The organism is Pseudomonas arcuscaelestis (assembly GCF_016881005.1).
GTDB classification, from domain to species: Bacteria; Pseudomonadota; Gammaproteobacteria; order Pseudomonadales; family Pseudomonadaceae; genus Aquipseudomonas; species Aquipseudomonas arcuscaelestis.
In genome coordinates this window covers 132,260-156,498 of the sequence record NZ_JACOPV010000002.1, presented here as the reverse complement: position 1 = coordinate 156,498, position 24,239 = coordinate 132,260, and the positions used below count along the sequence as shown (strand labels likewise).

Here is a 24,239-nt window from a genome sequence, read left to right as displayed (position 1 = left end):
AACATGCACAATAGCCCATTGACCGGTGGCCAGGCCTTGGTCCGCTTGTTGGCCAACTATGGCGTCGATACCGTATTCGGCATTCCCGGCGTGCACACGCTTGAGCTGTATCGCGGCCTGCCCGGAAGCGGTATCCGCCATGTGCTTACCCGCCATGAGCAGGGCGCAGGTTTCATGGCCGACGGCTATGCCCGGGTCAGCGGTAAGCCTGGGGTGTGTTTTGTCATTACCGGCCCCGGCGTCACCAACGCTGCCACCGCTATCGGCCAAGCGTATGCCGACTCCATTGCGATGCTGGTGATATCCAGCGTCAACCACAGCGCAAGCCTGGGCAAGGGCTGGGGCTGCCTGCACGAAACCCAGGATCAGCGTGCGATGACCGCGCCGATTACGGCGTTTTCCGCCGTAGCGCTGAGTGCCGAGGACTTGCCCGAGCTTATCGCCCGCGCCTATGCGGTGTTTGACAGTGAACGGCCGCGCCCGGTGCACATTTCGGTTCCATTAGATGTGTTGTCGGCACCGGTCAAGCGTGACTGGAGCACGGAGGTGGTCCGTCGTCCTGGCCGTGGCCTGCCTGCTGGCAGTCTGCTGGAGCAGGCCGCAGCCACACTTGCCGCGGCCAAACGGCCGATGATCATTGCCGGCGGCGGGGCGCTGCAGGCCGCCGATGTGCTGCAGCAGTTAAGCACCAGGCTGGCAGCCCCGCTGTTCACCAGCGTCGCCGGCAAAGGCCTGCTGGCCCCGGACGCCCCCCTCAATGCCGGTGCAAGCCTGTGTGTAGAGCCGGGCTGGACGCTGATCGGCGAAGCCGATGTGGTACTGGCGGTGGGCACCGAGATGGCCGACACCGATTTCTGGCGCGAGCGCCTGCCGCTCAATGGTCAGTTGCTACGGGTCGACATCGACGCACGCAAGTTCAACGATTTCTATCCTTGCGCCCTGGCTTTGCAGGGAGATGCGCAACTGACCGTTGCTGCCCTGCTGGAGCACCTGCCAGGCAACGATCGCAATCCCGAGGCCGCCATTGCTTCGGTCGCGGCGCTGCGCCAAGCGGTGAAGGCCGGGCATGGCCCGCTGCAGGCGATTCATCAGGCGATTCTTGATCGGATAGCTGCCGAGCTACCCGACAATGCTTTTATCAGTACCGACATGACGCAACTGGCGTACACCGGCAATTACGCTTTCAGCAGCCGCGCGCCGCGTAGTTGGTTGCATCCAACCGGCTACGGCACCTTGGGCTACGGCCTGCCCGCAGGCATCGGCGGCATGTTTGCCAGCAATGATCGCCCTGGCCTGGTGCTGGTGGGTGATGGCGGTTTCCTCTACACCGCCCAGGAATTGGCCACGGCCGTCGAAGAGCTGGATCGCCCGCTGGTGGTGCTGCTGTGGAACAACGACGCCCTGGGGCAGATCCGCGACGACATGCTCAGCCTCGATATCGAGCCCATTGGCGTACTGCCGCGCAACCCGGACTTTGTCGGACTGGGCCGTGCGTTCGGTTGCACCGTGGCCCAGCCACGCAGCCTCGACGAACTGCAGCAGGAACTGCGCGCAGGCTTTGCCCGCAATGCAGTGACCCTGATTGAGCTCAAACACGCCTGCGCTCGCTGACGTCCAACCCTACTCAGGAAGATTGCCATGCGCTTTTCCGATCTAACTCAACGTATTGCCGGTGACGGTGCCGCCGCCTGGGACATTCACTACCGCGCCCTGGACCTGCAGGCCCAAGGTCAGGACATTCTCTTGCTGTCGGTGGGAGACCCGGATTTCGACACCCCGACGCCGATCGTGCAGGCTGCCATCGACAGTTTGCGCAGCGGCCACACCCATTATGCGGACGTGCGCGGCAAACTTGCCCTGCGCCAGGCCATTGCCAATCGCCATCAGCAGCGCAGCGGCCAAACGGTGCACGCCGACCAGGTGACCGTGCTGGCCGGTGCGCAGTGCGCTTTGTTCTGTGTCGCCCAGTGTGTGCTCAATCCCGGTGACGAGGTGATTGTTGCCGAACCGATGTATGTCACCTATGAGGCGGTATTCGGCGCTTGCGGCGCGACTGTGATCCCGGTGCCGGTGCGACCGGAGAACGGCTTTCGGGTGTGCCCCGAGGATGTTGCCGCACGGATCACTCCTCGCACCCGTGCGCTGGCGCTGAACAGCCCACACAACCCGTCAGGTGCGAGCCTGCCACGCGCGACCTGGCAAGCCCTGGCCGAGCTGTGCATTAGCCATGATCTATGGCTGATCTCCGACGAGGTCTACAGCGAACTGCTGTATGAAGGCGAGCACATCAGTCCGGGCAGCCTGCCGGGCATGGCGCAGCGTACGGCAACCCTGAACAGCTTGTCCAAGTCCCATGCCATGACCGGGTGGCGGGTGGGTTGGGTGGTCGGTTCGCAGGCCCTGGCCACGCACCTGGAAAACCTCGCCTTGTGCATGCTCTATGGCTCGCCGGAATTCATCCAGGATGCTGCCGTTGTGGCACTGGAACAACCACTGCCGCAGCTTGAGGCGATGCGTGAAGCCTACCGCCAGCGCCGCGACCTGGTGTGCCAGACCCTGGCCGATTGCCCGGGCCTGAAGGCGCTCAAGCCTGACGGTGGCATGTTCGTGATGGTCGACATTCGCGAAACAGGCCTCAGCGCCCAGGCGTTTTCCAATCGTCTGCTGGATCGCCATGGCGTCTCGGTGCTGGCGGGTGAAGCCTTTGGGCCGAGCGCTGCCGGCCATATCCGCCTGGGCCTGGTGCTGGCGGACGCGAAACTGCTCGACGCTTGCCAGCGTATCGCCCGCTGCGCCGCGCAATTGATGGAGAGCAAGGTCAATGCGTGAATATTCCCGCTTGTTTATCGATGGCAGCTGGCAGGTGCCATCGGGGCGAGGCCTGGCCGAGGTGATCGATCCGGCCAGCGAAACCGTCGCCGGCCGTGTGCCATTGGGTGATGAGCACGACGTCAATCGCGCCGTGGCTGCAGCGCGGCAGGCCTTCGCCGATTGGTCTCGGTCGCCCTCGCGTGTACGCGCAGCCTTCATTCAGGCCCTGGTTGCACAACTGAACATGCGCGCCGAGGAAATGGCCAGTGTCATTACCACCGAGCTGGGAATGCCGGTTCAATGGTGCCGTAGCGTACAGGTAGACGGGCCGATTGCCGGCCTTGAACAGTACATCGAACTGGCCGGCTTGATGGACGAGGTACGCGAGGTTGGCAACTCACGGGTGTATCGCGAGGCCGTCGGCGTCTGCGCGTTCATCAATCCCTGGAACTACCCGCTGCACCAATTGATCGGCAAATTGGCCCCGGCGCTGGCTGCAGGCTGTACGGTGGTGGTCAAGCCAAGCCAGGAAACCCCGCTGCATGCCTTCCTCCTGGCAGAAATGATTGAAGCGATCGGCCTGCCACCAGGGGTGTTCAACCTGGTCAGTGGGCCGGGCGCGAAGGTTGGCGAAGCGCTGGCCCGGCATCCACAGGTCGACATGGTGTCATTTACCGGCTCAACCGGTGCCGGTGTGCGCGTAGCCCAGGCCGCTGCGCCGACGGTAAAGCGTGTATGCCTGGAACTGGGTGGCAAGTCGCCGCTGCTGATTACCGCTGACGCTGATCTTCAAGCCGCTGTGCGCTACGGCGTGCAGGACGTGATGATCAACTCGGGCCAAACCTGCACCGCGTTGACGCGCATGCTGCTGCCCACCAGTCGCTATGCCGAAGCAGTAGAGATCGCCCTGGCCGAAACCCGTAGCCTGACCATGGGGCACCCGCTGGACCCAGCGAGTTTTCTGGGCCCGATGTGTTCGGCGAGTCAACGGCGCACCGTGCTGGACTATGTACGTGTTGGCCAGGAGGAAGGTGCCCGCTTGCTCTGTGGTGGCCAGGCCCCGACTGACCTTGAGCGCGGTTTCTACGTGCAGCCGACGCTGTTCGCAGACGTCGACAACCGCATGCGTATCGCCCAGGAAGAAATCTTCGGCCCGGTGTTGTGCCTGATTCCCTACCAGGACGAAGCCCAGGCGATTGCCTTGGCCAACGATTCGCCGTTTGGTTTGTCCAGCGCCGTGTGGGCGGCAGATCGCCAACACGCCATGGCACTGGCCCGGCAACTGCGCGCCGGGCAGTGTTTCCTCAACGGTGCGGCATTCAACTACCAGGCGCCGTTTGGTGGTTACAAACAGTCAGGCAATGGCCGTGAATGGGGCGAGGAAGGCTTGGCCGAGTTTGTCGAGATCAAGGCGGTCCAGCTTTGAGGGGGCATGCGCTACGTGTCATGTGCGAGGCGCCAGTGGCAATAACAGGTGCAAGGTGGTTGTCACGCTGTTCTCGGCACCGCGGGTAATGTGAAGTTCAGCGCCCAGTTGCAGGGCTAAGTGTCGGGCGATGTTCAAGTCCAGGCTGTTGCGCTTGGCCCCTGCTGCGTCGGATTCGTGTGTCAGCTCCGACAGCGAATAGGAGCGCCGGGCTTGCACATTGTTCAGGGGGATCCCTTCAATGCTGAGCCTGGCACCCAGGTTCATGTCTTTGACCGTGGCCACGACTTTCCAACGGACTTCGCCATCGCAGGTCAAATCAATGACATAGCGGCCCAGATGAAGCAGCAGATCGAACAAGCGTTTCCTGTGTACCGTGACACTCAAGTGCGATGGCTCGTTGACTTCAATGTACTGCTTCAGGCGCTTTGTATCGGCAGAGGTGCGCAGTTTGCCGGTTACCACGGCCAGCACCTGGGCGATATCAATCGGGCCTATCTGCGCGTCATCATCGCTTGGCTGGGTCAGCGCATCGTGCAAGCAGTTCAAGTGCTGTTGCAATTGCTGCACCTGGAGTCGCGCGGCCACCTGTGCAGCATCTTCAGCCACCAGGGTATCTGCCAGGGAAGTCAGCCCGTCACCCAGTTGCTGGCTGATGCTGGCCAGCAGTTCGGTCAGTTGTTGCTGGGCCAACTCGGCTTTTTCGGCACGCACGCGCAGGCCATCGAGTTGTTCATAGCGCTGGGTAATATCCGTGCTGCAGCAGACCATGCCAAGCAGATTGCCTTCCTGGTCACGGTAGGGCGTTCCCCAGTGATGGAGGACGCGACGATCGCCGTGGATGTTCAGCTCGATATCCTTGTCGAACGAACGTTGCTCCGCAATTTCCCGCTGCAGGAACACCAACATGTTGGTTGCATCTTTGGGTGTGTACCAGTCCACTTCCGTGGTGCGGGTGCCCAGAACGCTTTCCAGGTTGGCGTTATACATCTGCAGATGCGCGGGGTTGGCATACAACAACCGGGCTTGGGTGTCGCGCACATAGAAGGCCCCGGGCAGGCTTTCAACCATGGAGCGCCACATGGAGCTTTGCGCATCGGTTTCGTTGGTTGGCGCTGCGAGCAATTTGGTCGACGATGCAAGACGGTTGCGTCGGGCAAAATCGATCAGCTCGATCATGCTGTGCAGATTGAGCTTTACCCGCATTCGCGCGCGGTATGTGCTTACCGATTTCTCACTGATGGTCAGCTCGCTGGCAATCTCCTGGTTACTATGACCACTGGCGAGCAAGCCAAGCACGCTCAGTTCACGGTTGGAAAGCGCGGCGATTCGCTCGGCATCGTTTTCCTTCAGATTACCTTTATGAACGCTACCCAACATCGTACTTGGGAAGTAGGTTTGGCCGCGTAGCAGCACGGCGACGGCCTCTTTGAGTACCTCGCTTTGCTGATGCTTGCTGACGAAGCCAGAAGCGCCTGCCTGCAGAAAGCGGCTGACCAAGTGCTCTGAGTCCTGGGTGCTGAAGCCAAGAATCGGCTGAGTGATGCCCCTTGCCCGCAGGCGCCTGATGACGTCCAGGCCGGTGACCCGGGAAAGATCGACATCAATGATCAGCAGGTCGGGCCTGAGGCTGGTGACCATGCCCAGTGCTTCCAGGCCATCCACTGCCTCGCCAATAATGGTATGGCGTTCTTCCTCCAGCAGCAGTCGAACCGCATGCCGGGTTATCGGATGCTCATCGGCTATGAGAACGCGTGACATGCTGAAATTCCTCGGTGCTTTGACCTACTGTAGGGCACGGTTGAGTCGAGCGTGTAGTCATTTTCCTACAGAGTGTGACTGACTTTCTTATCCTCGCCATGACGGCCTTTGAGAAGAATGCTGCCAATAGCAACTACTTCTCCAGGATGAAAGCCATGAACACCCACGTTGGCTCTTCGATCAGCAACAAAGATCGCTGTCCGCCATTCCATCCTTTGCCCATCGCCACGTTAATCGCTGCATTGTTTACTGGACCTGCGCTCGCTGCCGACTACAACTTCCCGCTGCTTTTCACTAATTCCAGCCCGCTGGTCGCCAGCCTCGTTCAGAAGCAAGTGGACGTTTCCAGCCCGGCTCCCGCGGTAGCCCTGCAGCACGTGGGTTTCTCTTTACGCGACGTGGTTTTGCGCAATTCCGTGGGCGGCGGCGTCGATGTGCTGTCAGGCGCCAGGCTACTCGCCCAGGGGGTGGACGCGGTGACCTCGGGTACGGCGCTGCAGGTCAATTCGCAATCGCTGGCCGACCTGAGCGGCCCCAGTGCCTTGCACACAACTGGCGGAAAAAGCCCGGCTGCCTCAGTGACCAACGCAGAACTGCGCCTTCACGACGTCAGCTTGCAGACCACCGGTATCCTCAGTCCGGGTATCGACGTCGGCGCCAATGCGCTGCTGCAGGTTGAACGCAGCCAGATCGTAACCTTTGACATGAGCAGTGCTGGCATTCGAGAGCAAGGAAATCTGTTGGCCAATGTGGTACGTGATAGTCAAATTCACACCCACCAGGCCGAAAGTGCAGGGGTACAGGTTTCGGCTTCTGCTGGGCAACTCTCCCTGATCAATACCCAGATCATCACCGACGCCGCCGCCAGTGATGGCGTTTCTGCTCGTCAAGACAGTAACGTCACCCTCAGCCGCGCCAGCAGCGCGCACACCCTAGGCGCCTCAGCCTCGGCGGTACGTGCTGACCTGGGGGCTAACATCGATGTTGTCGACAGCGCGCTGCTGACCGAAGGCACAGGTGCTTTTGGCGCCACAGCCAACAGGTTGAGCAACATCAACTTAGTGCGTAGCCAGGTACTGACAACGGGGGCCCAGGCTGCGGCACTGGCTATTCATGGCGAAGCGCACATCAGCGCGAGCGACAGCGCTGTATCCAGCGTCGACGCAAGCACTGTGGTATTTAGCGCGTTCTCGCCGCTTGGCAGTACGGGGACGCTGACACTGTTGCGCACCCGGCTTAGTGGGCCGAGTGCGTTGATTGAGGCGCAGCCAGGCAGTCATGGAGTTGCCAGCATCACTGACAGTCAATGGTGGGCGCCGACGGCAACTGCCTTTTTGGCGGCAGCAGGCAGCTCGCTGAAAGTTGACCTGGAATCGAGTCAGGTAAGCGCCGCAGACTTTGCCCAGACCAACGGCGATGGCCAGCTCGCAATCACCACCGTTGCCAGTCAAGTAACAGGCGACACCAGATTATTGTCCCCCGCCAGCGGCCGCCTGGACCTTGATCTGCACAACAGCAGTTGGGTTTTCAGCGGCAATTCGTCTGCAAGCAACCTTAACCTGAGCGATTCGAAGGTCATGTTCGGTGGGCACGGCTTCCAGGTACTGACCTTGAATGGCGACTTGAGTGGCACTGGGCGCTTTCAAATGAAATCCGACCTTGCTTCTTCGCAGGGTGACCTTCTCTCGGTTACAGGACAGGTGAGCGGTCAGCACGAACTTCTTGTCGCTGACAGTGGCCATGCCGCAACGGGCCAACCGCTTAAATTGGTAGGAAGTGGAGGGGGGGCAGGGCAATTCACACTGTACGGCGGACACGTCGACGCCGGTGCCTTTCGCTATGCCCTGACACGCCAGGGTAATGATTGGTATCTGGCACAAACAGGCCAAGTAGCGCCAATGCAGACGCTGGTGCCGCCGCTTCAAAAGCCCGCGATTCCAACACCACTTGCCAGCAATGTTGCAATGACCCCGCTTAACCCTGCGATGAAGCCGCAAGCGATACCGCAGCCCATTACCAGCAACGTTGCAATGACTCCGCTCAATCCTGCGATGAAACCGCAGGCGATACCGCAGCCCATTACCAGCAATGTTGCGATGACCCCGCTTAACCCTGCGATGAAACCGCAGGCGATACCGCAGCCCATTACCAGCAATGTTGCAATGACCCCGCTTAACCCTGCGATGAAGCCGCAGGCGATACCGCAGCCCATTACCAGCAATGTTGCAATGACCCCGCTTAACCCTGCGATGAAACCGCAGGCGATACCGCAGCCCAATACCAGCAACGTTGCGATGACCCCGCTCAATCCTGCGATGAAGCCGCAAGCCATACCTAAACCTGTTGTCAGTAATGTGGCGATGACCACGCTGACGCCAGCGCAACCCCCTCAGCCGCGCGTTTCCCGAGCCTTGCCGACCCAATTGCCGCAAGCCCAGCGTTTGTCCAAGGGCGCCAATGCCGCCCTGGGCATGCAGACTGCCGCCGCCAATTTGTGGCAGAACGAGATGGGCACCTTGAGCCGACGCTTGGGTGAGTTGCGTTTGGGCAAGGACCAAGGAGGGCTCTGGACCCGGGCCATGGACGCAAGGCTGAACGTCGACAGCGGTGACAGCCGTGCGTTCGACCAACGGCTTAGCGGTATCGAAGTGGGCGCTGACCGCGCCATTGAATTCAATGATGCAACGCTCTACCTCGGCGGCATGTTGGGCATCGGCCACGCCGACCAGGACTTTGCCGAGCACAGCAGTGGTGATATCGACAGCCGTTCAGTGGGGCTATACGCCACGTACCTGCAAGACAACGGCGTCTATCTGGACACCGTGCTGAAATACGATCACCTCAAAGGCGATGTGAAGGTGTCGCAAAACCTGGGCGATCAAGTGAGTGGCCATTATGACGCAAACGCTTACGGGGCCAGTGTTGAGCTTGGCCGCCAGATTGCGCTGGCAGATGGTTGGTTCATAGAGCCCCAGGCGCAACTGTCCGCTGCCCATCTGCAAGGGCCTCGCTACACCAGCAGCGACTCGCTGGAAGTGAAAGCACAGGACCAGGACACAGTCCAGGCCCGGGTAGGGGCGCGCGCAGGTCGCAACTTCATGCTGGCTTCAGGTACCCAGGTACAGGGATACCTCAGCGTTTCGCAAATTGAAGAGCTGGCAGGTGACAGCCACGTATCGGTGGATGGGCATACCCTGGACAATTCACTGCCAGGCACGCGCACCGACTATGGCGCAGGCACCGCTTTGCAACTCAGCGCCCGGCAAAAGCTGATGGTCGAGACCCACTACGTGCACGGCAGTGAAATCGAACAACCTCTGCAGGTTACCGTCGGCTATCGAATCCTCTGGTGACAGCAGGCTGCAAGCAGCTACCCAGCGATAAAACAAAGAATCAATGCTGTTGGAGGTTTCATGAAACGCTCACGGATACGTGTATTCGGAGTCTTGGCCGGTGCTTTGTGTGTAGTGGTGTGCTTAACCAGCAGCGCGTACCTCGGCTGGTTGCTGGTGCTGCATGACACGGAGGCGCAGTTGGACGATCTGGCCGAACTGGCGGTACGCAGGGCGGATAGCACCGTGGCCCAGGCAGGCGAGGCACTCAGGCAACTGGCGGACTCAGGGTTGCCGGCCTGTTCGCCGTCGGGCATTGAACAGATGCGCCTGATTGCATTGAACACCTTGTTGGTGAAATCGGTCGGCTATACCGAAGAAGATGTCTACGCCTGTAGCTCCAGCGGGGCATGGGCGCCGGAGGGGCCAACCTTCGCGGAAGATTTCCAGACATCCGAAGGGGTCTACGTATCGTTGAACGGGCATACAGACGTTAATGCCGTTAATGGCAAGCTTACCCTGCAGTACGCCGCGTTTCGGCTACTGGTAGACCCCGAACCGCTCCAGGACACCTCGTTGAAACCGGGTTTTCGCCTGGCGTTGGGTGCCGGTGCCGGTCGTTGGATGGAGCAGCGCCACGCCGACGGTTTCACCCAGTTGCTGACGCTGGTCCATGAAGGCCGCCGGCCGATGTTGGTCGGCGACTACATCTACAAGTGGGTGACGCACGGCAATTGGCAGGCAGTGGTGGCCCTGTCCAGGGATGCGCTACTTGCCAATCTATGGCGCAAGCAACTTATCGCGCTGCCGATCGGAGCGGCAGTGGCACTCTACGGATTGCGGGAAATAGCACGCTATACCAACGCTCGTCTGTCACCGATGGCCGAACTTCGAGGCGCCATTGGACAAGGCAATATTCATGCGTTTTATCAACCCATCATTGACCTGCATAGCGGTCGTTGCGTGGGGGCTGAAGCGCTGGTGCGATTGAAACAAACCGATGGCACCTGGGCGACGCCCGAACGCTTCCTGACGCTGGCAGAAGAGAGTGACCTGATCGAGGACATCACCGAGAAAGTCCTCCTCGCTGTGTGTGACGACTTAGGCGAGTACCTGCGTTCGGACCCAAGCAAGCATGTCTCGATAAACCTTGCGGCCAGGGATATCTGCAGCGGTCGATACCTTGACGTGCTGAGTAACGCGATTGCCCGCGCAGGCATCAATGCGCATCAAGTCTGGCTAGAAGTTACCGAGAGCAGCCTGTTGGACTTTGAACCTGCGTGTCAGCACCTGACAGTCAGCCGCCAGCGCGGCCACCCGATAGCCCTGGATGACTTCGGCACCGGTTATTCCAGCTTGCAGTACGTGCAGCATCTGCCCATCGACCTGCTGAAAATCGACCGCACCTTCGTGGCGCGAATTGACGACGGCAAAGCGTGCCCAGTGCTGGAACTGACTATCGCCCTGGCTCAGGAAATGGGCCTGGTCATGGTAGCCGAGGGCATAGAGACACAGCAGCAACTGGCCTTTTTGCGCACCCGAGGCATTGAATTTGGCCAGGGCTGGCTATTTGGCAAACCCATGCCGGTCGCTGAGTTCATCGCCTACAGCGAACACAGGGCGGCTATTCGGCAACTAATCAACGTTTAAACCCACCGAAAATGCTCGTCGATCAGACGAGTCAGGAGAGCAGTATGAAAACGGCACTACTACCACTGGTTCTGCTTGCAGCATCCGGCATTGCCAACGCGGGCATCCCGCAATTGAACGCCACCTGCCCAGGCAATCTGGAAATCCATGCCGATGAAGGTGGACCTGTCTACATAAATGGCAAGGAAGGAAAGTTGAAAAAAATCAATGACGAGAACTTTGAAATCAAAGGTGCTGGCGTAACCATCAGCCTGGGCATCAACCCGGACGGTACGCCGTGGATGTCCTATACGGGCAAACACAGGGCCAATGGTATTTGCACGATAAAGACCAGCTGAGTTCAGGGCATCTGGATGCTTGGGCCGTGTCGGTCACGATTCGCAAGAAGGCGAGGCCGGCTGCCCGAGCAGGCGCTCGAGATCGAAATTGGCATGCTCGCTGACCAGTTCGATGCGAATCGCGTACAAGCTGCTGATGGCTTCGGTGCCCTCGAATGCCCGCACCTTGAAGTCGTTGCGAACAGAGGGAATGAGCAGTTCAAACTGCGCGGTGTTGGCCGAGGCGAACATAGGCTAGTCCTTAAGCGGGGAGTGCAGGTCATCGACGCCCACCCTGGGAAGCGCCATACCCGCAGCACCCTAATAAGGACTGCAATAAAATGATGTAGGACCGCTCCTAAAGCCAGATCAGAAGTTTCAATTTCTCCATGAACTGGCTGAAAACCAGCACCGAAAACCGATGTAAACGCGCCCCAGAGACAACTTCAAGCCTGCTCGGCTTTTTCCAATGGCGGGTCGAAGGCAACGAACAGCTGGTCGGCGCTGATTGCACCGAGGTCCAGGCGCATGTTGGCTTCGAGCATGGCAAACAGGCGGGTGAACACCTCGAACACCTTGCAGTGGTCCTCCATGCCGGAGAATGGGTTGTCGATTTTCTCGGCGATCAACGAGCTTTCCTGCACGGCGTCATACACCTCGCGCAGGGTGATTTCGCTCGCCGGACGCGCCAGGGTCAAGCCGCCGTGCGCGCCGCGCCAGGATCTGAGGATGTTGGCCTTGACCATCAGCGAGACCAGGCTGCGCACGCGGGTAGGGTGAGTCTTGACCCATTTGGCAATGGTCTCGGTACGTAGTTTCTGCGGGGCGTTGGCGGCCACGAACGACAGAATGTACGAGGCGGTTATCAAGCGGGTCGACTGGCTCATGGCTTGCTCAATCCTGTGAAAGTGTTCACTCAAACTCAGTAGCAACGGGGGTGTAGCTGGCCGCATTAGGCCCCTGCAAAAAGGTGCTTGGCAACCGTGTGCTGATGAGTCTAATGTAATTGTCACGATGACAAATACAAATATTTGCAGCATCGATGCGTGCGAGGTCGGCAAAATCCTTTTCTCTGCGGTTCAACAGGGGCAATGCCATGAGCGATAACAACAACAAAATTACTCAAGCGATGCACGACAGCGGCTTGCCGCGTCGCGATTTTCTGAAATACAGCGCCGCTGCCGCGGCGGTGGCCGGGGCGTTTTCCCTGGGGTTGCCAATGCAAGGGTGGGCCGAGGAGGCCACACCCAAGGCCGGTGGTGTACTGCGCATGGGCTTGGCCGGTGGCAGTACCACCGATTCGCGCGATCCCGGCACTTGGAGCGATACCTTCACCTTTGTCGGTTTTTCTGCAGTGTACAACACCCTCAGCGAAATCGACGTGGACGGTAGCGTCATTCCTGAGCTGGCCGAGCGCTGGGCGTTGAGTCCCGACGCGCGGATCTGGACGTTCACCCTGCGCAAGGGTGTTACCTTTCACAACGGCAAAACCCTCGATGCCGATGACGTGGTGGCTTCTATCCAGCATCACTTAGGCGACACATCTACCTCGGCGGCCAAGACCGTGCTGGGTGACGTCGCCCAGGTGCGTGCCGAAGGTACCGATACTGTGGTGTTCGAATTGCATTCGGGCAACGTCGACTTTGCCTATGTGGTTGCCGACTATCACTTGGCGATCATGCCGGCCAAGGACGGTGTGGTTGACTGGCAGTCTGGCGTTGGAACCGGCGGCTATCGTCTCAAGGGTTTTGAGCCCGGTGTGCGCATGGACCTGGAGCGCAGCCCGGATTACTGGAAAGCAGGCAGGGCGCATTTCGCCAGTGCCGAACTGCTGGCCATTGCCGACGGCGCTGCGCGGGTCAACGCGCTGGTTACCGGCCAGGTTGACGTGATCAACAAGGTCGACCTGAAGACGGTGGCCCTGCTCAAGCGCAACCCGAATCTGGCCATCGAGGAAACCAAAGGCGCCCAGCACTACACCTTTCCGATGCTCACCGACAGCGCGCAGTTTCAGGACAACAACGTTCGCCTTGCGCTCAAGCATGCGATCAACCGTGAAACCTTGCTGGCCACGGTGCTCTATGGTTATGGCCAGATCGGCAACGATCACCCGATCCAGCCCGGCAGTCGTTTTATCAATACTGCGCTGGAACAGCGCAGCTATGACCCGGACAAGGCGCGTTTCTACCTGCGTCAGGCGGGGCTCGACTCGCTCAAAGTACGCCTGCAAGCCTCCGATGCTGCCTATACCGGTGCGGTAGACGCCTCCGTGCTGTTCAAGGAACAGGCACGCCAGGCCGGTATCGACATTGATGTCGTGCGCGAACCGGCTGACGGCTTTTTCACCAACGTCTGGATGAAACAACCGTTCACTACCTCATTCTTCTACAGCAGCCTGACCGCCGACCGCATGTTCAGCATCGGCTACGCCAAAGGCGCGGCGTGGAACGAGACACACTGGGACAACCCGCGTTTCAACCAACTGCTCAATGCCGCCCGTGGCGAGATGAACGCGCCACTGCGCCAGGAAATGTACAACGAAATGCAGGCACTGTGCCGCGATGACGGCGGCGCCATCGTGCCGCTGTTCGCAAGCTCAGTGGCGGCACGCTCCAAGCGTGTGGCCCACGGCGGGCTTACTGCGCCCTATGGCGAGCTCGATGGCCTGCGCCTGATCGAGCGTTGGTGGCAGGCCTGAGTTCGGGCCCGAGCCATCACCTTTCGTTGTGCCTGTTGGAGGAGCTGTTCGGTGAATAGTCTTTATAAACTGCTTGTGCAGCGCCTGGCCCTGGGGTTGTTGTCGCTGTTTGCGGTATCGGTAACCATTTTTCTCGCGGTGGGGATGCTGCCCGGCGATGTCGCCCAGGCCATGCTTGGCCAGGCCGCGACGCCAGAAACCGTAGCGGCGCTGCGTGCACAACTGGGCATGGATGTACCGGCGTTGACCCGCTTCGGCCATTGGGCCTGGCAATTGCTGCAGGGCGATCTGGGCGTGTCGCTTGCCAACCAGCGGCCGATTGCCGATCTGATCGGTGCGCGCCTGGCCAACACCTTCAGCCTCGCCGCGCTTGCCGCGTTGATTTCGGTGCCGCTGGCGTTGCTGCTGGGGATGCTTTGCGCGTTGTATCGCAACAGCTGGTTTGATCGGCTGCTCAATACCAGTGCCTTGAGTGCGGTGTCGTTTCCGGAATTCTTCGTTGCCTACATTTTGATTCTGGTCTTTGCAGTCAAGCTCAACTGGTTGCCGAGCATTTCCAATTTGAGCCCAGGGGCGAGCTTCGGCGAAGTCCTGGAGCGTTCGCTGCTGCCAGTGCTGACCTTGAGCCTGGTGGTGGTCGCGCAGATGATGCGCATGACCCGTGCGGCGCTCATCAACCTGTTGGCCAGCCCGTACATCGAGATGGCCCGGCTCAAGGGCATCAGCCCGGCACGCATCATCTTCTACCACGCCTTGCCCAACGCCCTGGCACCGATCATCAACGTCGTCGCCCTGAACCTTGCTTACCTGGTGGTTGGCGTGGTGGTGGTCGAAGTGGTGTTCGTTTACCCAGGCCTGGGCCAGTTGCTGGTCGATTCGGTGGCCAAGCGTGACATTCCGGTGGTGCAGGCCTGCAGCCTGATCTTTGCCGCCACCTACATCGTGCTCAATACCACGGCCGATGTGCTGTCGATTGCCAGCAATCCACGCCTGATGCATCCGAAGGGGTAACGCATGAGCATGATCAAACAACTGTCGCGTGCGCCCTTGAGCGCCAAGTTCGGCCTGCTGGTGATTGTCGTGTATGTGCTGGTGGCCGTGTTTGCCCCAGTGTTGGCGCCCTATGGCGAAACCCAGGTGGTGGGCGAGGGCTTTGCGCCTTGGGGCGGCGAATTCCTACTGGGCACCGACAACCTCGGGCGGGACATGTTCAGCCGCCTGGTGTACGGCGCACGCAATACCTTGGGTATCGCCTTTCTGACCACGGTGCTGGCCTTTGCTCTCGGTGGCTTTTGCGGTCTGGTGGCCGCGATCAAAGGCGGCTGGATCGACCAGGGCCTGTCGCGGGTGGTGGATGTTCTGATGGCCATCCCGCAACTGATTTTTGCCTTGTTGATTCTCAGCGTGGTGGGCACCACGGCCACCTCGCTGGTTCTGGTGATTGCGCTGCTCGATGCTACCCGCGTATTTCGCCTGTCGCGGGCCGTGGCCATGAACGTGGTGGTCCAGGACTTTGTCGAGGCTGCGCGGTTGCGAGGTGAAGGGCTGTGGTGGCTGGTGAGCCGCGAGGTGCTGCCCAATGCTGCAGCGCCGCTGATTGCTGAGTTCGGCCTGCGTTTTTGCTTTGTGTTCTTGTTCATCAGTGCGCTGTCGTTTCTGGGCCTGGGCATTCAGCCGCCAACGGCGGACTGGGGCAGCATGGTGCGTGACAACGCGGTGCTGATCACCTTTGGTGACATCAGCCCGCTGTTGCCAGCACTGGCGGTGGCGTTGATCACGGTCAGCGTCAACTTTGTCGTGGATTGGGTCCTGCACGCATCCAGCGGCCTCAAGGAGTGCTGAAAATGACTGACATCACGAATCAAGCGCCGTTGCTGGAAATCCGCGATCTGCGTATCGAAGGGCACTACGAAGATGCCTGGCATCCCTTGATCAAGGGCATCGACTTGACGCTGCAACGGGGTGAGGTATTGGGCCTGATTGGCGAGTCGGGGGCGGGCAAGTCGACCCTTGGCCTGGCCGCAATGGGGTATGTGCGTGACGGTTGCCGGATCACGGGCGGCTCGGTACGTTTCGATGGCATGGAGTTGGTCGGTGCCCGTGCCGAAACCTTGCGACGCTTGCGCGGACTACGCATTGCTTACGTCGCGCAAAGCGCTGCGGCTTCATTCAACCCGGCCCATCGCCTGATTGACCAGCATGTTGAAAGCGCAGTGAAAAATGGCGGGATCAGCCGCACCCAGGCCGAAGCCGAAGCGGTACAGCTGTACCGGGTGTTGGGTTTGCCCAACCCCGAGCAGATCGGCCAGCGCTACCCGCATCAGGTGTCTGGCGGTCAGTTGCAGCGGGTGATGACTGCCATGGCCATGGCCTGCCACCCCGACCTGATTGTATTTGATGAGCCCACCACGGCACTCGACGTCACCACCCAGATTGAAGTGCTGTCGGCGATTCGCGATGCGGTCAAGACCTACGGCAGTGCTGCGCTGTACATCAGTCATGACCTGGCCGTGGTCGCGCAGATGGCCGACCGCATCATGGTGCTGCGCCACGGCAAACGGGTTGAAGAAGCCGACACCCGCAGCATGCTCGACGCACCTACGCAGGAATACACCAAGTCGTTGTGGGCGGTCCGCAGCTTCCACACCGAGCCCAAGCCACGTCCAGCCCAGGGCGAGCCCTTGCTTGAGGTTCGCCAGGCCTGTGCCAGTTACGGCCAGCAGCCGGTGCTGCATGATGTCTCGTTGAGACTGCACCGTGGCCAGACGCTGGCGGTGATCGGTGAGTCGGGCAGCGGCAAAAGCTCCACGGCCCGCTTGATCACTGGCCTGTTGCCGCCCACCGCTGGACAGGTGTTGTACGCAGGCCAGGCTTTGCCGGCTGACTTTCGTCAACGGAGCAAGGAGCAACTGCGCCGCGTGCAGATGATCTATCAGATTCCCGACACCGCGCTCAATCCGCGCCAGCGCATCGTCGACATCATCGGCCGGCCATTGACGTTCTACCTCGGACTCAAGGGCCAGGCTATGCGCAAGCGGGTCGCCGAGTTGCTGGAGATGATCGAACTTGACCCGGCGCTGTACATGGAGCGTCAGCCGCGAGAGCTGTCTGGCGGACAAAAGCAGCGAATCTGTATTGCCCGGGCGCTGGCTGCCGAGCCTGAGCTGATCATTTGCGATGAAGTGACCTCTGCCCTGGATCAGTTGGTGGCCGAAGGCGTGTTGAAGTTGCTCAATCGCATCCAGCAGCAGTTGGGCGTTGCGTATCTGTTTATCACTCACGATGTTGCCACGGTGCGTGCCATCGCCGATGAAGTGCTGGTCATGCAGCGCGGACGGGTGGTCGATCACGGCAGCCGCGAACACATCTTCACTCCGCCCCATCAGAACTACACCGGCCTGCTGTTCTCTTCCGAGCCAGAAATGGATCCGGACTGGCTGGACCGACTGCTGGCTTCACGTGCGGCGCCTTCTACTGTGCAACCTGCTTAAAGGAATGTTTTCATGAAAGTATTGATCGTCCATGCCCATCCAGAACCGCAATCGTTCACTGCTGCCTTGCGCGATCAGGCGGTGCAGACGTTCGAGGCCCAAGGGCATCAGGTTCAGGTCAGTGATCTGTATGCGATGAACTGGAACCCGGTGGCCAGTGCCGAAGACTTCAACGCTCGAGAAAACCCCGAGTACCTGGTTTATGCGCTGGAACAGCGCCTTGGGGTTAAAAGTGGATCGATTGCCGCTGATATCCAGCAGGAACTGGACAAGTTGCTCTGGGCCGATCTTGTCGTGTTCAACTTTCCGATCTTCTGGTTTTCGACGCCGGCGATCCTCAAGGGCTGGTTCGATCGGGTACTGGTGTCCGGGGTTTGCTATGGCGGCAAGCGTTTCTATGACCAGGGTGGCCTGGTGGGCAAAAAAGCCCTGGTGACCGTCACCCTTGGCGGGCGCGAGCACATGTTTGGCGAAGGTGCGATTCACGGTCCGCTGGAAGACCTGTTGCGCCCGCTGTTGCGCGGCACCCTGGCGTATGTCGGCTTTGAGGTACTTGAGCCGTTCGTGGCCTGGCACGTGCCGTACATCAGTGAAGACGCCCGCACGGCGTTTTTGCACAGCTACCAGCAGCGTCTGGAGCATTTGTCGGATGACCTGCCGCTGACGTTCCCGCGCCTGTCGCAATTCGATGAGGCGTTGTACCCCTTGGCCTGACGCGTTTTCAGGCACTGTTCGCGGGGCAGCGTCCGCTAGCCCCCAGCACTCGATACCCCCCATCTTCTGCCGCAACCGCGTTACGCGTTGCGGCACGCTCATGATCAGAGTTGGCAAACAATCGCCACAGGACAAAAGCGACTTTTTGTAAGCCATATGGACGATGCTGCCAGGCTATCCAGGCGTGATTATTCAGTGCAGGCAATGCCCCCTTTACGTTTCGCGCAACCCGCGTGAAGCGCAGCAGAACAAGAGGATTGGCCGCATGAATGTCCTTGTGTACCTGAGTCATGCCACAACGGAGCGACCACTATGCGCTCGTTGATCGGATATCTGGTTTGCCTGGTGGTGGCGGCAACCATCGTCTTCGCTTTCGCCCCAAGGTCGGCGCCTGAACCAGGGGACGAACCCTTGCGCACTGATCGCATGCAAATCAACGCGCTGCTCAAGCTGAACGATCGGGTGCTGGCGGTAGGCGAGCGCGGCAGCATTCTGTTCAGCGATGACCAGGGTGTCAGTTGGCAGCCGGCCGAGCTTACGCCACAACGCAATGTCGCACTGACCGGTTTGGTCGACCTGGGCCAGCAACGGCTGTTGGCGGTGGGCCATGACGGCTGGATTCTGCGCTCTACCGACGGCGGTAGCCATTGGCAGGAAGTGCGCCATGACCAGAACCTTGGCGAGCCGCTGCTGGGCGCCTGGGCTGCAGGTGCTGAGCGGGTGTTGGCCTATGGCAGCTTTGGCAAGTTCTACCAGTCTGACGATGCCGGCCTGAGCTGGCGCACCCTGGAACTGGAAGTCGACAGCGCACATTTGAACAGCATGGATGGCGGCGCAGACGGGCGGCGCATGCTGGTTGGCGAGCAGGGGCTGGTGTTGCGCAGCAACGATGCGGGCCAGCATTGGCAGGCGCTGCCGGCGTTCTACAACGGCTCGCTGTTTGGCGTTGTGCGGTTGAGTGCCGATCGCTGGGTCAGCTACGGCATGCGCGGCCACGTGTTTGTCAGTCATGACTTCGGCAGCAGTTGGACGCAGCTCAAAGTGGGCAACACCTTGCCGCTGTATGGCCATGTGCGCCTGCCCGAACAGGGTGGCTTGCTGATCGTCGGCGCCGGGGGCTCGTTGGTGCGCCTTGATGAGCGCGGCCAGTTGGTGGGTGTCGGTCGCCTGGCCGGGCTTGGCACCTTGACCTCTGCGGTAATGCTCGGCTCGCGCTTGTTGGTCGGTGGCGAGCGTGGCGTATTCCAGGATTCCGGTGGCAGCGTTGCCGCCCTTGGCAAGTGAGAGGCGGCAATGAATCAAGCTAAAAGCTGGGTAGCGTGCGGAGTCGAACGTATTGCCGACTACCTGATGGCATGGCGCAAGGGCCTTCTGCTGCTGTTCGTGTTATTGACCCTGGGCCTGGGTTACAGCGCCACGCACACCCATCTGGATCCAGGCTTCAGCAAGCAGATTCCGGTGCGCCATGAGTACATGGTCAACTTTCTGCGCTTCAGCCAGTATTTTACCGGCGCCAACCGCTTTCTGGTCAGTGTGCGCTGGAAGGGTGAAGGCGACATTTATAACGCGCAGTTCCTCGATACCTTGCGCAAAGTCAGCGACGAGGTGTTCTTCATTTCTGGAGTCAACCGCGCCAGCGTGACGTCGCTGTTTACCGCTAACGTGCGCTACATCGAAATCACTGAAGAAGGGTTCTTTGGTGATGTGGTGGTACCGCCACGCTTCGACGGTTCACCCCAGGACTTGGCCCAGGTGCGCAGCAATGCCGCAACTTCCGGGCAGATCGGACGGCTGGTGGCCAATGACCTGAAGTCGGCGATGGTTCGTGCCGACCTGCAGGACCTGGATCCGCAGACCGGTAAACCAGTGGATTACGCCCAGGTCGCGCAGCACCTGGAGGAGATTCGCGCCAAATACGGCAACGAGCAGATTGAAATCAACATCGTCGGCTTTGCCAAGCTGGTCGGTGATGTTGTGGAAGGGCTGAACACGGTCATCGGCTTCTTTGTCATTGCCTTTCTGATCACCGCTGCCTTGCTGTGGCTGTACGCTCGCTCCTGGCGCCTGACCGTGGTAGCGCTGGTGGTGGCACTGCTGCCAGTGGTCTGGTTACTGGGCCTGCTGCCGTTGCTGGGCCTGGGCATCGACCCGATGTCGATTCTGGTGCCGTTCCTGATTTTCTCCATTGGTGTATCCCATGCGGTGCAAATGACCAACGCGTGGAAGCAGGAGGTGCTGGCCGGCCGCAGTTCAGTGCAGGCCGCCCACGGTGCATTCTGCAAAATCTTCATTCCCGGCTCCCTGGCGCTGTTGATGAATGCCCTGGGGTTTGCCGTGATCATGCTCATTGATATTCCCATCGTGCACGAGCTGGGGGTCACCGCCTGTATCGGCGTGATGCTGATGATCATTACCAACAAATTGATGTTGCCGGTGATCATCGCCGATCTGCGTCTGGAGCCGTCGGTATTGCGCCGTGCCAAGGCCGAGAGTGGCAGTCGCCATCGGTTGTGGTGGAAGTTGTCGGCGCTGGCCGAGCCCAAGCCTGCATTGAGCGTGTTTGCCTTGAGCCTGTTGCTGCTGGCAGCGGGGGCCTACAAGGCGCGCGACCTGGCGGTGGGTGATATCGGCGCCGGTGCGCCGGAACTGCGCGCCGATTCACGCTACAACCTCGATAACGAGAAGATCGTCGGCAGCTACTCCATCGGTCTGGATGTGCTCTCGGTGTTCGTCGAGGTCAAGGGTATTGAGGAAGGCTGCCTGTCACCTGAGGTGATGCGCGCGGTTGAAGCCTTCGACTTTCGCATGCGCGCGGTCAAGGGCGTGCAGTCAGTACAGAGCGTAGCGGGCATGGGCAAGGTGATCATTGCCGGCAACAACGAAGGCAACCCGCGCTGGGCAGCCATTCCGGGTTCGGCCCGAGGCTTGAGCCAGGGCGCCCGCGCCTACATGCCGGACGACGGATTGGTCACGGATGGCTGTCAGCAGATGCAGATTCTAGTGTTTCTCGCCGATCACGAGGGCGCTACGGTCAGCCATGTGCTTGCCGAGGCCCGGCGTATCATTGATCAGGTCGGCACGCCTGAGCTGACTTTCTACCTGGCCGGCGGCAACGTCGGGGTTATGGCAGCCTCCAACGAGGCGGTCAAACATGCCGAGATTTTCATGCTCGCGGCATTGTTTGGTTCGGTCGCGCTGTTCTGCTGGCTGACGTTCCGCTCTATTCGCGCGGTGTTGTGCATCCTCGTGCCGCTGGCAATTGTCGCCATCCTCTGCAATGCGCTGATGGCGCTGCTGGGCATCGGTCTGAAAGTGGCCACCTTGCCGGTAATGGCGTTGGGGGTTGGGGTTGGGGTCGACTACGGCATCTACTTGTACGAACGTATCCAGCATGAAATGGCTGCCGGTGCGAGTCTGCGTGAAGCCTTTTATCAAGCGATGTGCCAGCGTGGTACGGCGGCTGTGTTCACGGCCCTGACCATGTCCATCGGGGTCATCACCTGGGCCTTCGCACCGTTGAAATTCCAGGCCGACATGGGCGTGCTGCTGTCGTTCATGTTCCTGGTCAACGTACTTGGGGCAATTTTTCTTTTGCCGGCGCTGGCCGCCTGGTTCAACCGTGGCCGCCGACTGGTGGCCAGCAAGCCCGCAGCACCTGCGCCACAAGGGGAATACCCGTTGAAATCGAGCCCGGCTGCACGTGATTCACAGTGACCTGAAAATAAACTTGCGCGGCATATTGTCGCGGCAAGCGCCAACGTGCAATTTGTACACGCGTTACCGCGGGCTTGCCCCGCTGCCAAAACAATAAAAATAACAAGGGGAGGCCAGTGGGCCTTACCCGAGCAAGGAGACGACAGTGGAAAATTCTGTGTTGACTCACGATGCACTGGCCCAATTGGGCCTGGACCTTGCTGGCTACGACCGTCTGGTTGGCGACATCTACGATGGCGCACTCGATCCCAAGCCGATGGCCCGTACCCTGGAAAACCTGCGTACAGCATTCAAGGCCAACTACGTCACCTTGATTCTGCGGGTTCCCGATCAGCCCGACATGGGTGTGATGATCATCGCCGGAGATATCGAAGGCGAGGGCGAAGTCATCTACATGGCCTACCCGCAAACCCATACACCCTTTACCAACCAGGCGCCGGACCAGGTGTTCACCGTCGATGACATCATGTCCTCGGCGCAGTGGGAGCAAAACGCCTACTTCAAGATGTATTGCAGCCAGCAGAACGTCTATCACGTGATGGGCGCTGACATTTCCACGCCAGATGGCGGCAAGTTGCGCTTTCGTATCACCCGGCCCAAGTCCTCGCCCAACTTCTGCGCCAAGGAGCGTGCCCTGTGCAGCATGTTCGTGCCGCACCTGCGCCGAGCCCTGAACATTCACAACCTGCTCGATCGCAGCGAGTCGCTCAGCGAACTGTACGCCCAGGCTATCAGTCGTCTGTCGGTGGCTACCCTGGTGCTGGATGAATGCGGCAGTGTGCTGCGGGTCAATCCGGTGGCGCAGGGCATTCTTGCCAGTGGCGATGGCCTGAAACTGGTAGGCGGACGCCTGGAGGCGACGTACCCAAGCGATAATCGCGAGCTGCAGCGTCTTATTCGTGCCGCCTTTGCCGAGGGCACTGCAAAAAGTGCCGATGCGATGTCGGTGAGCCGCCCATCCGGGCAAGTCAATCTGGGGTTGGTGGTCGAGCCGATACCCTCACTGGATTGGGCTGACGAGAAGGGCAAGCCGGCTGCTCTGGTGTACATCCGCGATGCGGCGAGCAAATCCCTGGCCAGCGATGTGGTGACCAAGCAACTGTTCAACCTGACCAAGGCCGAGACGGCCCTGGCGATGGAACTGGCCAACGGTTTGTCGCTGGAAGAGGCTGCCGAGTCGTTGAATATCCGGCGCAACACGGCACGGGCGCACCTGCGTTCGATCTTCTCCAAGACTGGCGTACGCCGCCAAACCGAACTGGTGCGCATTCTGCTCAACAGTGTGGTGGCCCTGGGTAAGCCGCAGGCGACCCTCAAGGTCGCGGCTAAAGCCACGCTTCAAGTACCCCCCTTGACCTTGGCAACGCGCCGACAGGCCTAGGCGGCACCTACGATTCGCAACGTTCCTAGAAGGAAGCCCCATGAACAAAGTGGCATTCATCACCGGCGCCAGCCGTGGCATCGGCCGTGAGGCGGCGCTGGCATTTGCCCGCGCCGGTTTCGATCTGGCGATCAGCGCCCGTACTGTCGATGAAGGCGAGCAGCACGAGCATGCCTTGCGTGATGCATCGGGCGCGCCGCTGACCGGCAGTTTGAACAGCACCGCCGCCGAAATCCGGGCCCTGGGTCGCAAAGTGCTGGTGGTGCCGATGGACCTGCTTGACAGTGCTTCTGCACTGGATGCTTGTGCGCGCGTGATCGCCGAATTTGGCCGCATCGATGTGCTGGTCAACAATGCGATCTATCAGGGGCGCGACCTCAACAGCGGCTTTCTGGCGTTGCAAGCCGAGACCCTTGAGCGCGTTTTCCACGGCTACCTGCTCACACCCTTCCTGTTGACCCGGGCGGTGGCGGAGCAAATGTTGCAGCAAGGTGGCGGAGTGGTTATCAACGTGACCTCCGGCGCTGGCGAGAGCGACCCTCCGGTGGCGGCAGACAAAGGTGGCTGGGGCTATGCCTATGGCGCTGGCAAGGCTGCGGTGTCGCGGTTGGCAGGCGTACTGGCGACGGAACTGGGCGAGCGCGGTATTCGCGCCTATACCCTCAACCCAGGTGTGGTGAGTACCGAGGCGCTCAAGGCGACTATCGGTGACCAGGGCGTGATTGCCTTGCGCGCGGGCATTGCCCCGCCAGAAGTACCGGCCCAAGTCATGCTGTGGCTGGCCACTGCACCCGAGGCACCCAACTATCAACGCCGCACCATCGCCGCGCAGTCACTGGCGCTGGAGCAGGGGATTGTTGCGGATTGGCGCTGATCGGCCAGCGCACATTACAGTTGAAGTAAAAACGCCGGCTGTCAACAGCCGGCGTTTTTGACGACCCAGC

Annotated in this window: 18 protein-coding genes; 15 read left to right on the top strand and 3 right to left on the bottom strand. The window is 60.3% G+C overall.

What is annotated here, in order from left to right; all coding sequences use genetic code 11:
• Positions 1-3: 3 nt before the first annotated feature.
• Genes H8F21_RS03030 through H8F21_RS03020 form a run of 3 tightly spaced genes read left to right on the top strand, consistent with a single transcriptional unit; the run spans position 4 to position 4,237 of the window.
• Positions 4-1,611 (top strand): 5-guanidino-2-oxopentanoate decarboxylase, encoded by a 1,608-nt coding sequence (locus H8F21_RS03030; protein ID WP_203481464.1) that lies wholly within the window; start codon positions 4-6, stop codon positions 1,609-1,611.
• 27 nt (positions 1,612-1,638) lie between these two features.
• A complete protein-coding gene (locus tag H8F21_RS03025) occupies positions 1,639-2,829 on the top strand; it encodes a pyridoxal phosphate-dependent aminotransferase (RefSeq protein WP_203481466.1) in 1,191 nt (396 codons plus the stop codon).
• Entirely contained in the window at positions 2,822-4,237 is a 1,416-nt protein-coding gene (locus H8F21_RS03020) for an aldehyde dehydrogenase family protein (RefSeq protein WP_203481468.1), read from the top strand. The genes H8F21_RS03025 and H8F21_RS03020 overlap by 8 nt, the downstream gene beginning before the upstream one ends.
• An 18-nt stretch (positions 4,238-4,255) precedes the next feature.
• Here H8F21_RS03020 and H8F21_RS03015 read toward each other — a convergent pair whose 3' ends face one another.
• Entirely contained in the window at positions 4,256-5,998 is a 1,743-nt protein-coding gene (locus tag H8F21_RS03015; protein WP_203584009.1) for a response regulator, read from the bottom strand.
• Positions 5,999-6,153: 155 nt separating this feature from the next.
• Between H8F21_RS03015 and H8F21_RS03010 the strand changes: the two genes are divergently transcribed.
• Genes H8F21_RS03010 through H8F21_RS03000 form a run of 3 tightly spaced genes read left to right on the top strand, consistent with a single transcriptional unit; the run spans position 6,154 to position 11,318 of the window.
• Complete coding sequence (locus H8F21_RS03010; RefSeq protein ID WP_203584008.1) at positions 6,154-9,351, top strand: autotransporter outer membrane beta-barrel domain-containing protein; 3,198 nt, start codon at positions 6,154-6,156, stop codon at positions 9,349-9,351.
• 60 nt (positions 9,352-9,411) lie between these two features.
• Entirely contained in the window at positions 9,412-10,980 is a 1,569-nt protein-coding gene (locus tag H8F21_RS03005; protein ID WP_203584007.1) for an EAL domain-containing protein, read from the top strand.
• A gap of 44 nt (positions 10,981-11,024) precedes the next feature.
• Positions 11,025-11,318 (top strand): hypothetical protein, encoded by a 294-nt coding sequence (locus tag H8F21_RS03000; RefSeq protein ID WP_203541224.1) that lies wholly within the window; start codon positions 11,025-11,027, stop codon positions 11,316-11,318.
• Positions 11,319-11,351: 33 nt separating this feature from the next.
• Here the strand turns inward: H8F21_RS03000 and H8F21_RS02995 are convergent, their stop codons facing one another.
• Positions 11,352-11,549, bottom strand: coding sequence for a hypothetical protein (locus tag H8F21_RS02995; RefSeq protein ID WP_203541716.1), 198 nt, complete (start codon positions 11,547-11,549; stop codon positions 11,352-11,354).
• A 194-nt stretch (positions 11,550-11,743) separates the two neighbouring features.
• Entirely contained in the window at positions 11,744-12,184 is a 441-nt protein-coding gene (locus H8F21_RS02990; RefSeq protein WP_203541225.1) for an Rrf2 family transcriptional regulator, read from the bottom strand.
• Positions 12,185-12,393: 209 nt separating this feature from the next.
• Here H8F21_RS02990 and H8F21_RS02985 point away from each other — a divergent pair, with 209 nt between their 5' ends.
• The 9 genes from H8F21_RS02985 to H8F21_RS02945 all read left to right on the top strand — a co-directional run bounded on the left by H8F21_RS02985 (position 12,394) and on the right by H8F21_RS02945 (position 24,169).
• Positions 12,394-13,995 carry an ABC transporter substrate-binding protein gene (locus H8F21_RS02985; RefSeq protein ID WP_203584006.1) on the top strand — a complete coding sequence of 534 codons (1,602 nt, stop codon included), beginning with the start codon at positions 12,394-12,396 and terminating at the stop codon, positions 13,993-13,995.
• A gap of 51 nt (positions 13,996-14,046) precedes the next feature.
• Positions 14,047-15,006 carry an ABC transporter permease gene (locus H8F21_RS02980; protein ID WP_203584005.1) on the top strand — a complete coding sequence of 320 codons (960 nt, stop codon included), beginning with the start codon at positions 14,047-14,049 and terminating at the stop codon, positions 15,004-15,006.
• 3 nt (positions 15,007-15,009) lie between these two features.
• Complete coding sequence (locus tag H8F21_RS02975; protein WP_203541227.1) at positions 15,010-15,837, top strand: ABC transporter permease; 828 nt, start codon at positions 15,010-15,012, stop codon at positions 15,835-15,837.
• A gap of 2 nt (positions 15,838-15,839) precedes the next feature.
• On the top strand, positions 15,840-17,486 hold the full coding sequence (locus H8F21_RS02970) for an ABC transporter ATP-binding protein (protein WP_203584004.1): 1,647 nt from the start codon (positions 15,840-15,842) through the stop codon (positions 17,484-17,486).
• 12 nt (positions 17,487-17,498) lie between these two features.
• Complete coding sequence (locus H8F21_RS02965) at positions 17,499-18,200, top strand: NAD(P)H-dependent oxidoreductase (RefSeq protein ID WP_203584003.1); 702 nt, start codon at positions 17,499-17,501, stop codon at positions 18,198-18,200.
• A 312-nt stretch (positions 18,201-18,512) separates the two neighbouring features.
• Positions 18,513-19,484 (top strand): WD40/YVTN/BNR-like repeat-containing protein, encoded by a 972-nt coding sequence (locus H8F21_RS02960; protein WP_203541230.1) that lies wholly within the window; start codon positions 18,513-18,515, stop codon positions 19,482-19,484.
• A gap of 9 nt (positions 19,485-19,493) precedes the next feature.
• The gene (locus H8F21_RS02955) at positions 19,494-21,914 is read left to right on the top strand and encodes an efflux RND transporter permease subunit (RefSeq protein ID WP_203584002.1); all 2,421 of its coding nucleotides are present in this window, start codon (positions 19,494-19,496) and stop codon (positions 21,912-21,914) included.
• Positions 21,915-22,059: 145 nt separating this feature from the next.
• A complete protein-coding gene (locus H8F21_RS02950) occupies positions 22,060-23,295 on the top strand; it encodes a helix-turn-helix transcriptional regulator (RefSeq protein ID WP_203584001.1) in 1,236 nt (411 codons plus the stop codon).
• Between the two features lie 40 nt (positions 23,296-23,335).
• Positions 23,336-24,169, top strand: coding sequence for an SDR family NAD(P)-dependent oxidoreductase (locus tag H8F21_RS02945; protein ID WP_203584000.1), 834 nt, complete (start codon positions 23,336-23,338; stop codon positions 24,167-24,169).
• The last annotated feature ends 70 nt before the right edge of the window (positions 24,170-24,239 follow it).